Source organism: Pseudonocardia sp. Ae505_Ps2, from assembly GCF_001932425.1.
Lineage (GTDB): Bacteria > Actinomycetota > Actinomycetes > Mycobacteriales > Pseudonocardiaceae > Pseudonocardia.
Window position 1 is genome coordinate 3860677 of record NZ_MCIP01000001.1, and the last position, 9281, is coordinate 3869957.

Sequence of the window (9281 nt, forward strand, 5' to 3'; positions counted from 1 at the left end):
TGGCCCGATGTGCGCGGTGTCGCCGGCCCGTCAGGCGAGCAGTCGGGGCTGGGCGGGGGCCGGGAACCGGGTGGAGAACCGCGCGTCGCCGAGGAACTCCCGCAGCCGCTGCGCCGCGTCCCGCACCTGCGCCTGCGCCCGGGCCGTGACCGGCGCGAGCAGCAGGGTCGCGATCTCGCCGTCCGGGCGCTGCACCCAGGTCCCGACGATGCGACCGTCCACCCAGACCGCCGGTCCGCCGTTGCCGTTGCGGTCGAACAGCTCCGGCGCCACCTCGGCGGGCAGGTACCAGCCGCGGGCCTTCCACCCCATCGTCGACGGGTCGAGGCTCGGCAACAGCGCCACCGACGGCCCGGGATCGGGGACGGGGTCCAGGTCGTCGGGGAGCAGGAACCCGGTGTCCCCGCCGTCGAGGGTCACCTCGACCGCACCGACGTCGGCCAGCGCCGTGGTGGTGGTGGCGACGGTCCAGCCCGCCCACCACTTCAGGTCGTCGCGGCGGACCGGGCCGAACGCCCGCAGGTGGGCGCGGGCCAGCCCGGCCGCGGCCGCGCGACGGGCGTCGCCGTCGGGGTCGGGTGCGGGGCCGATCCCGCCGGGGACCCAGGCGTCGGCCGTGGCCCAGCGGTACTGGCCGTTGACCCACGTCCCGAGCGGTCGGGTCCGCAGCACCCGGCCCTCGAACCCGAGCACCAGCAGCACCCGGGTGTGGGCGGGCTGCGGGCCCCCGCCGGGCAGGACGAGCCGTTGCGCGGCGAGCCCGGGCAGGGCCTTCGCGACGTCGCGGGCGGCGGTCGGGCCCCGTTCGGCGAGCACCGCCAGGACCTGGTCGGCGGCGTCGGCGTACCACGCCTCGGGGTCGTCGTGGCCGGCTGCTGCGGCCTGACGCAGCAGGTCACGACGCTGGACGGCGGCGACGTCGACGGTGGCGGCGTGGTGGGCCAGCGCGGCGTGGCCGCGGCCGAACACCCACAGCGTGCGGCGCATCGCGTGGTGGCGCAGCAGGGTGCGGTCGGTGTGCAACGCGGCGTCGACCGGACCGAGTGACGGGGTCACCATCCGTGCGGCCGCCGACAGGTACACCGTCACCGGGTCGGTCGAGTGCAGCCCGACCAGGTCGTCGCTGATCGCGACGACATCGTCGGTGCGGGTGTGCGGGGCGAGCCGGTGGCGGGTCACCAGCCGGGCGCGGCGCTCGTCGTCGGTCACGTGCCGGGTCACGCGCGAAGGGTGCCACGCAGCGCCCTCCGTGGGCGACCTCACTCCGGCGGAGTGGCGGGGCCGTGTCCGGGGCGCTGCGCCACCTGCAATTCTTGCTCCGTGCTCGCCGCGGTCCGCCCGGGACGATCGGCTCCGGAGCCGCGCCCGTGGGGGACGCGCCGGGGCCGCCACCGTGTGCCCGCAGCGCCGCCGCCGCGCTGGTCCGCCGCGGTGCTGCCCGCGGCCGCCGCCCTGCTCGCGGCGGGTGCGTTCGCGCTGGTCCGCGGGGCGCTGATCGACGACGCCTACATCACCCTCGCCTACGTCCGCACGCTCGCGCTGCACGGGGAGTGGGGCGTGTCGCCCGGCCTGCCCGCGAACAGCGCCACCTCCCCGCTGAACGTGCTGCTCCAGGCGGCGGTGACGCTCGTCGTCCGCGACGCGGTGGTCGCCGCCGGGATCGTGCTGGCCGGGCTGATGGCGCTGCTCACCCACTGGAGCGCGGGGACCGCCGCGGCGCTCGGGCTGCCCGGCTGGACGGCCGCGCTCCCGGCGCCGCTGCTGCTGGCGAACCCGCTGCTGCTGTCCACCGTGGGGCTCGAGACGTACCTGGCGGTCGTCCTGCTCGCCGGGCTCGCGCACGCCGCGGTCACCGGCCGCGCGCGCACCGCGGGCGTGCTGTGCGCGCTGCTCGTACTCACCCGGCCGGACCTGGTCGTCGTCGCCGTGCTCGCGGTCGTCGCGGTTCCGGCGCTGCGCCGACGCCGGTGGGCGGTCGTGGCGGCGGCGTTCCTGGTCGCCGCGCCCTGGTACCTGTTCTCGTGGGTCGTGCTGGGCTCGTTCGTGCCGGACACGCTGCTGTGGAAGGTCGGCGACAGCTGGGGGCGTGACCACATCACCTTCGCGAACGGGCTGACGGTCTACGCCAGGGTGTTCCCGGTGGCGACCGTCCTCGCGCTGCTCCCGGCCGTCGCCGGGGTGGTGGGCGGCCTCGCCTGGGTGGCCGTGCGACGCCGGGGTCGGGCCGCGGTGACGATCCTCGGGCTGGGCGCGGCGGTGCACGCGGGGGCATTCGTCGTGATCGGGACGGCGCCCTACCACTGGTACTACGGCCCCGCGGTCGGCGCGCTGACGGTGCTGGCGGCGTGGTCGGTCGGTGCGCTGGTCCGACCGGTCCGGCGCGACGGGCCGGCCCCGCGCGCGGTCACGACCCTCTCGGCGGCGACGGCGACGCTGCTCACCGCCGTGCTGGCGGTGCTGGCGGTGGCGTCCGCCGCCTTCGACATCGGCCACGGGACGCCGTGGCGGCTCGCGCCGATCTCGACCAACCACGCCACGGCCGCCGAGTACGCGCGGGTCGCCTCCGGTCTGCACGGCACCGTGGTCAGCGCCGGCGAGCTGGGCGCACTCGCCTACTTCTGCGACCGGCGCTGCACGATCGACGACCCGCTGTCGGAACGGGCCCCGATGCTGACCCGGATCGCGGCCCGCCGCGCCGAGGCGGGCCCGGTCGCCTCGGCGCTCTACGACGTCAACTACCTGTTCCTGCGCCCCGCCCCGTACGAGCGCGGGACCACCCGGCTGGTGCACCGGGCCGGGCACCATCCGGACGGCGTCGACGTCGGGACGCCGTGGGCGGGCGCGGGGAACCTGCTCGTGGTCCCGGTGGGCTGAGGGGGCCTCGGAGCACCGCCGTACCCTGGGGACCATGCTCCGCCGCCTCGACCTGCGAGCCGAACCGCTGCCCCGTCCGGCCACCCTGCGCGCCGTGATGCCGCGCGCCGAGCTGGACATCGACGCCGCGCTGGAGCGCGCCCGCCCGCTGGTGGAGGACGTGCGCCATCGCGGTGCCGCCGCCGCACTGGACGCCACCGAGCGCTTCGACCGGGTCCGCCCGGAGACCGTGCGGGTGCCGACCGCGGCGATCACCGAGGCGCTGCGCGACCTCGACCCGGACGTGCGCGCGGCGCTGGAGACCTCGATCGAGCGGGCCCGGATCGTGCACGCCGAGCAGCGCAGGCCCGACGTCGTCACCCAGGTCGTCCCCGGCGGCACGGTCACCGAGCGGTTCGTCCCGGTCCGGCGGGTCGGGCTCTACGCCCCGGGCGGGCTGGCGGTCTACCCGTCGAGCGTGGTCATGAACGTGGTCCCGGCACAGGCCGCGGGTGTGGAGTCGCTGGTCGTCGCCTCCCCGGCGCAGGCCGAGTTCGGCGGGCGCCCGCACCCGACGATCCTCGCGGCGGCCGCGCTGCTGGGGGTCGACGAGGTGTGGGCCGTCGGCGGTGCACAGTGCGTGGCGCTGCTGGCCTACGGCGGCACCGACACCGACGGTGCCGAGCTGGAGCCGGTCGACATGGTCACCGGCCCGGGCAACGTCTACGTCACCGCGGCGAAGCGGATGCTGCGCGGGCTGGTCGGGATCGACGCCGAGGCCGGGACCACCGAGATCGCGATCCTGGCCGACGACACCGCCGACCCCGCGCACGTCGCGGCGGACCTCATCTCGCAGGCCGAGCACGACCCGAACGCCGCGTCGGTGCTGGTCACGACGTCCGAGGCGCTGGTGGAGGCGGTCGAGGCGCAGCTCGAGACCCGGGTCGGCGCGACCAAGCACAGCGAGCGCGTGCGCACCGCGCTGACCGGCCCGCAGTCCGGGGTCATCCTGGTGTCCTCGACCGACGACGGGGTCGCCGTCGTCGACGCCTACGCCGCCGAGCACCTGGAGATCCAGACCGCCGACTCCGCGGGCGCCGCGGCGAAGGTCCGCAACGCCGGCGCGATCTTCGTCGGGGCCCACTCGCCGGTGTCGCTGGGTGACTACTGCGCCGGGTCGAACCACGTGCTGCCGACCGGAGGCTGCGCGCGGCACTCCGGCGGGCTGTCGACGTCGACGTTCCTGCGCGGCATCCACGTCGTCGACTACGGCCGCGACGCGCTGGCCGAGGTCGCCGACCGGGTCGTGACCCTGGCGAACGCCGAGGACCTGCCCGCGCACGGCGAGGCCGTCACCGCCCGGTTCGAGGCCCGCGCGTGACCGCGGGGGAGGGCGTGCGGCTGTCGGACCTGCCGCTGCGCGAGGACCTGCGCGGGAAGAGCCCGTACGGTGCGCCGCAGCTCGACGTCGCGGTGCGGCTCAACACCAACGAGAACCCGTACCCGCCGCCGCCGGAGCTGGTCGCCGACGTCGCGGCCTCCGTGACCGACGCCGCCCGCGAGCTGCACCGGTACCCCGACCGCGACCTCGTCGCGCTGCGGGGCGACCTCGCCGCCTATCTGTCCCGGCAGACCGGGGTCGAGCTGACCACGGCGAACCTGTGGGCCGCGAACGGGTCCAACGAGATCCTCCAGCAGATCCTGCAGACCTTCGGCGGGCCCGGCCGGACGGCGCTGGGCTTCGTGCCCAGCTACTCGATGCACCCGATCCTCGCCTCGGGCACGCAGACCGAGTTCGTCCCGGTCCCGCGCCGCGAGGACTTCACCCTCGACGTCGACGCAGCCGTCGCCGTCCTGGCGGAGAAGTCCCCGGACATCACGTTCGTGACCAGCCCGAACAACCCGACCGGGCAGTCGATCGCCCCGGCCGACCTGGCCCGGCTGGTCGACGCCGCGCCGGGGATGGTCGTCATCGACGAGGCCTACGCCGAGTTCGCCGAGGCCACCGGCCGGCCGAGCGCCACGACCCTGCTGGCCACGCACGGCCACAAGCTGGTGGTGTCGCGGACGATGAGCAAGGCGTTCGCGTTCGCCGGGGGACGGCTGGGCTACCTCGCCGCCGCGCCCGCGGTGATCGACGCACTCCAGCTCGTGCGGCTGCCGTACCACCTGTCCGTGCTGTCGCAGGCCGCCGCGCGGGCCGCGTTGCGCCACGCCGAGGCCACCCTCGGCTCGGTGGCGCTGCTCGCCGCCGAGCGGGACCGGATCTCCGGCGAACTGGCCGCCGCCGGCTACGACGTCGTGGCCTCCGACGCCAACTTCATCCTCTTCGGGCGCTTCGCCGACGCCGGCCGCGCCTGGAAGGGGTTCCTCGACCAGGGCGTGCTGATCCGCGACGTCGGCATCCCCGAGCGGCTGCGGGTCACCGTGGGCACTCCGGAGGAGAACGACGCGTTCCTCGCCGCCGCCACCGACCTCGCCACCCAGGAGCTGTTGTGAGCCGCATCGGACGCGTCGAGCGCGTCACCAAGGAGACCCGGATCGTCGTCGAGATCGACCTCGACGGCACCGGGCGCACCGACATCGCCACCAAGGTCCCGTTCTTCGACCACATGCTCGACGCGTTCGGCAAGCACGGCAGCTTCGACCTGTCCGTGCACGCCGAGGGCGACATCGAGATCGACTCCCACCACACCGTGGAGGACGTCGCGATCGTGCTGGGCCAGGCGATCCGGCAGGCGCTGGGGGACAAGAAGGGCATCCGCCGGTTCGGCGACGCCTGGATCCCGATGGACGAGGCCCTGGCCCAGGCCGTCGTCGACGTCTCCGGACGGCCCTACACCGTGTGCACCGGCGAGCCGGAGATGATGCGCGGCTTCGTCGTCGGCGGGCACTACCCGACCGTGCTGAACAAGCACGTGTTCGAGTCGCTGGCCTTCCATGGGCACCTCGCGCTGCACGTGCGGGTGCTCGACGGCCGCGACCCCCACCACATCACGGAGGCCGAGTTCAAGGCCGTCGCCCGTGCGCTGCGGGCCGCGACCGAGTCCGACCCGAGGGTGACCGGGGTGCCGTCCACCAAGGGCGCCCTCTAGGGAATGTTGAGCCCTCAACCTTCGTTGCAGAGGGCATGACGAAGATCGGGTTCCTGTCGTTCGGGCACCACGGGGAGGTCCCCGGGTCCCGGACGCCCACCGCGGCCGACGCGCTGCGCCAGACCGTGGAGCTGGCACGCGCCGCGGAGGACATCGGCATCGACGGCGCGTTCGTGCGCGTGCACCACTTCGAGCGCCAGCTGGCCGCGCCGTTCCCGCTGCTCGCGGCGATCGCGGCGACCACCAGCCGGATCGAGATGGGCACCGGCGTGATCGACATGCGCTACGAGAACCCGCTCTACATGGCCGAGGAGGCCGCCGCGACCGACCTGCTGTCCGGCGGGCGGCTGCAGCTCGGTGTGAGCCGGGGGTCGCCCGAGATCGCGCTGAACGGCGCCGAGGCCTTCGGCTACCGGCCCGCCGACGGGCAGACCCACGCCGACGCCGCCCGCGCCAAGGCCGAGGTGTTCCTCGCGGCGATCCGCGGCGCCGGGGTCGCGCCGGCGGACCCGGCCCGCACCCGCGGCCGGCACGTCGCGCTGCCGGTGCAGCCGCAGTCCCCGGGGCTGGCGGACCGGATCTGGTGGGGTGCGGGCACCCGCGCCACCGCCGAGTGGGCGGCGACCCAGGGCATGAACCTGCAGAGCTCGACCCTGCTCACCGAGGACACCGGCGAGTCGTTCGACCGGCTGCAGGCCGAGCAGATCCTGCGCTACCGCGAGGCCTGGTCCGCCGCGGGGCACGAGCGCACCCCGCTGGTGTCGATCTCGCGCAGCGTCATCCCGGTGACGACCGACCTCGACCGCCGCTACTTCGGCGAGCGCGGCGAGGACGACCAGGTAGGCATCCTCGACGGCGCCCGCTCCCGGTTCGGGCGCAGCTACGTCGGCGACCCGGACCGGATCGCCGCCGAGCTCGCCGAGGACGCCGCGGTCCGGGAGGCGGACTACGTGCTGTTCACCGTGCCCAACCAGCTCGGGGTGGAGTACAACGCGCACCTGCTCCGCTCGATCGCCGAGCGGGTCGCTCCGGCGATCGGCTGGGCGCCGGCCGGTCACCAGGTCGCGGCGGCGGTCCCCAGCAGCTGAGGTGGCCCGGGCAGCGGCGCGGGCCGGCCGTCGAACTCCAGCGGGAGCACGGGTTCGACGAGCCGGCCCATCGGCCCGTCGACGACGTGCATGCCGATGGTCGGCCCGCCGGGCCGGGGCAGGTCCGCGACCTGGGCCGCGGTGAACATCCCGAGCTCCCGGACCCAGGTGCAGACCCCGGCGAGGGTGACCCGCACCCGCCACGAGCCGCCCTCGACGGCGCGCCGGCGCAGCGCCGCGAGCACCCCGGCGGCTCCGAGCCAGGCCGCGAGGTAGTCGTTGAGCAGGTGCGTCGGCGGCAACGACGGCGGCCCGCCCGCACCCTCCTCGAGCGCGAACCCGGTCGCCGAGCAGGCCAGCTGGTCGAAGCCGCCACGCGCGGCCCACGGCCCGTCGGCACCCCAGCAGTGCAGGTCCAGCGCGACGATCCCCGGCCGGTGTCCCGCCAGGTCCTGCGGGCCGAAGCCCCGCGCGGCGGTACCCCGGTAGGCGTTGACGAACACGTCGGCCCCGCCGACCAGGTCGCGCAGCGTCGCCGCCTGCGCCGGGTCCCGCAGGTCCAGCCAGGCGTTGCGCTTCCCGCCGCCGGTCAGCGCGACCATCGCGAGCGGGTCGGGCAGGTCCGGGCGCGACACGTGCAGGACGTCCGCACCGAACGTGCCGAGCAGCTTCGCCGCGACCGGCCCCGCGATGACGTGGGTGTCGTCGAGGACCCGCAGCCGGTCCGGTACCGGCTCGGGCGGGGCGTCGCCGATCCGCTCCACCTCGACGACCGGGCGCCCGGCGAGGTGTCGGCCCGCCGGGTGCGCGGCCCACTGCTCCCCGGTCCGGACCGCCGCGGCCACCCCGCCGGCCGCGCACACGGCATCCTCCAGCTCGACGGACCGCCACCGGGCGGCCTCCTGCGCGATCCGATCGCGCAGGGGCGGGCAGTCCAGCACCCGGCACACCGCGTCGCGCTGGTGCGGGTAGGTGGTGATCAGGAAGATCCAGCCGTCGGCGGTCCGGCGGAACCCGTTGTTCGCCAGTGCCGTCGGGTCCTCGGCCACGGTCTGCACGTCGACGCCGCCGAGGGTGGTGAGGAACGGGGCGCGCAGCGTGTCGATCGTGTCGGCCGCGCGCACCGTGATCTCCCGGGGCGCGCCGCCGGAATCCTCGGCGAGCCCGGCGACCTGCAGCCCGAACGCCCCGACCGCCGCCGACATCGCGTCGGCGAGCCGGTGCACCGACGGCACGAGCGGGTCCGCTCCGGTGACCCGCAGCGTCGAGCGGACCGGGGGAGCGTCCGGCAGCAGGGTGGCCGCCGTGTCGGCGGCGGAGGGGAAGCGTGCGGCCGGGGTCGTCGTGGTCATGGCCCCAGCCTGCGACGGAACGGCCGCACTCTCCACAGGCTCCGTATATCCGTAGGATCGGACGGGTGTCGGGATCTGTCGCCTCCGCCCGCGCGGTCGGCCGGGCCGACCGCATCCTGGAGCTGGTCGCGACCGCCGGGACACCTCCGTCGGTGACCGCGGTCGCCCGGGAGCTCGACCTGCCGCTCAGCTCCACCGCGGACCTGCTGCGCGAGCTGCGGGCCACCGGCTGGCTACGGCTGCGGGGCCGCGGCCACGTCCTGGGCCGCCGGCCGTACGTGCTGGGGCTGCTCGCGGGGCTGGGTCCGCCGGCCTCGCTCACGCACTCCGAGCTCGACGCGCTCAGCCGCGTCGCCCGGGCCCCCGTGGCACTCGCGGTGCTGGTCGGCGGGCAGGTCCGCTACGTCGACCACGCCGGTCCCCGCGCCCCCGACCGGCTGCAACGGGTGACCGACGACCACCGGCCCCGACCGCCGCTGCGCACCGCCGCGGGACGGTTGTTGCTCGCCCTGGGCGATCCCGAGGAGTCCGCCCGAGCGCTGGCGGGGGTCGACGACCCGCCCGCGGTCGCGGCCTACCTCACCGAGCGCCCGGAGATCGTCCGTACCCGGCTGGCCCGCAGCGACGGGCTGGCGGACCCGGCGATCCGCGCCGTCGCCGTCCCGGTGGAGGAGGACGGGGAGACGGTTGCGGCGGCGGTGCTCACCGGCACCCGGCGGGGCCGCGCCGACCGCAGCGTCACCCTGGACCGGGCCGCCGCCCGGTTGGTCGCCGCCCTCGCGGACCGGGGGGCGCGGGAGTCGCACGCGGACCCGGGGGCGCGGGAGACCCACGCCGGCCCGTGGCCGGACCGACCGCGCTGAGCAGGTGCCGCGCTGAGCAGGTGCCGCGCT

At 76.0% G+C, this 9281-nt stretch carries 8 protein-coding genes; 6 read left to right on the forward strand and 2 right to left on the reverse strand.

Features of this window, described 5'->3' with window-relative positions:
- Positions 1–30: 30 nt before the first annotated feature.
- On the reverse strand, positions 31–1221 hold the full coding sequence (locus Ae505Ps2_RS18435) for a winged helix DNA-binding domain-containing protein (RefSeq protein WP_075305647.1): 1191 nt from the start codon (positions 1219–1221) through the stop codon (positions 31–33).
- Between the two features lie 174 nt (positions 1222–1395).
- On the opposite strand from Ae505Ps2_RS18435, the gene Ae505Ps2_RS18440 reads away from it, so the two are divergent.
- From Ae505Ps2_RS18440 to Ae505Ps2_RS18460, 5 genes are read left to right on the forward strand one after another with little or no spacing between them, the layout of a single operon-like run.
- Positions 1396–2874, forward strand: a complete 1479-nt coding sequence (locus Ae505Ps2_RS18440; RefSeq protein ID WP_075553811.1) for a hypothetical protein — start codon at positions 1396–1398, stop codon at positions 2872–2874.
- A gap of 34 nt (positions 2875–2908) precedes the next feature.
- Positions 2909–4234 carry a histidinol dehydrogenase gene (gene hisD / locus Ae505Ps2_RS18445; protein WP_075553812.1) on the forward strand — a complete coding sequence of 442 codons (1326 nt, stop codon included), beginning with the start codon at positions 2909–2911 and terminating at the stop codon, positions 4232–4234.
- Entirely contained in the window at positions 4231–5352 is a 1122-nt protein-coding gene (locus Ae505Ps2_RS18450; protein ID WP_075305649.1) for a histidinol-phosphate transaminase, read from the forward strand. The genes hisD and Ae505Ps2_RS18450 overlap by 4 nt, the downstream gene beginning before the upstream one ends.
- Positions 5349–5948, forward strand: a complete 600-nt coding sequence (gene hisB, locus Ae505Ps2_RS18455; protein WP_020622780.1) for an imidazoleglycerol-phosphate dehydratase HisB — start codon at positions 5349–5351, stop codon at positions 5946–5948. Before Ae505Ps2_RS18450 ends, hisB begins: the two co-directional genes overlap by 4 nt.
- Positions 5949–5983: 35 nt before the next feature.
- Complete coding sequence (locus tag Ae505Ps2_RS18460; RefSeq protein ID WP_075305650.1) at positions 5984–7036, forward strand: LLM class flavin-dependent oxidoreductase; 1053 nt, start codon at positions 5984–5986, stop codon at positions 7034–7036.
- On the opposite strand, the gene Ae505Ps2_RS18465 is transcribed toward Ae505Ps2_RS18460, so the two are convergent.
- On the reverse strand, positions 7003–8388 hold the full coding sequence (locus tag Ae505Ps2_RS18465; RefSeq protein WP_075305651.1) for a CoA transferase: 1386 nt from the start codon (positions 8386–8388) through the stop codon (positions 7003–7005). The two genes, Ae505Ps2_RS18460 and Ae505Ps2_RS18465, sit on opposite strands and share 34 nt — an antisense overlap.
- Before the next feature lie 65 nt (positions 8389–8453).
- Here Ae505Ps2_RS18465 and Ae505Ps2_RS18470 point away from each other — a divergent pair, with 65 nt between their 5' ends.
- Positions 8454–9251 carry a helix-turn-helix domain-containing protein gene (locus Ae505Ps2_RS18470; RefSeq protein WP_075333209.1) on the forward strand — a complete coding sequence of 266 codons (798 nt, stop codon included), beginning with the start codon at positions 8454–8456 and terminating at the stop codon, positions 9249–9251.
- Positions 9252–9281: the final 30 nt, after the last annotated feature.

Bases quoted from the DNA above. Each gene is read 5' to 3' on its own strand.
- hisD (WP_075553812.1), top strand. From the start codon at position 2,909: ATGCTCCGCCGCCTCGACCTGCGAGCCGAACCGCTGCCCCGTCCGGCC.
- Ae505Ps2_RS18465 (WP_075305651.1), bottom strand. From the start codon at position 8,388: ATGACCACGACGACCCCGGCCGCACGCTTCCCCTCCGCCGCCGACACG.
- Ae505Ps2_RS18460 (WP_075305650.1), top strand. From the start codon at position 5,984: ATGACGAAGATCGGGTTCCTGTCGTTCGGGCACCACGGGGAGGTCCCC.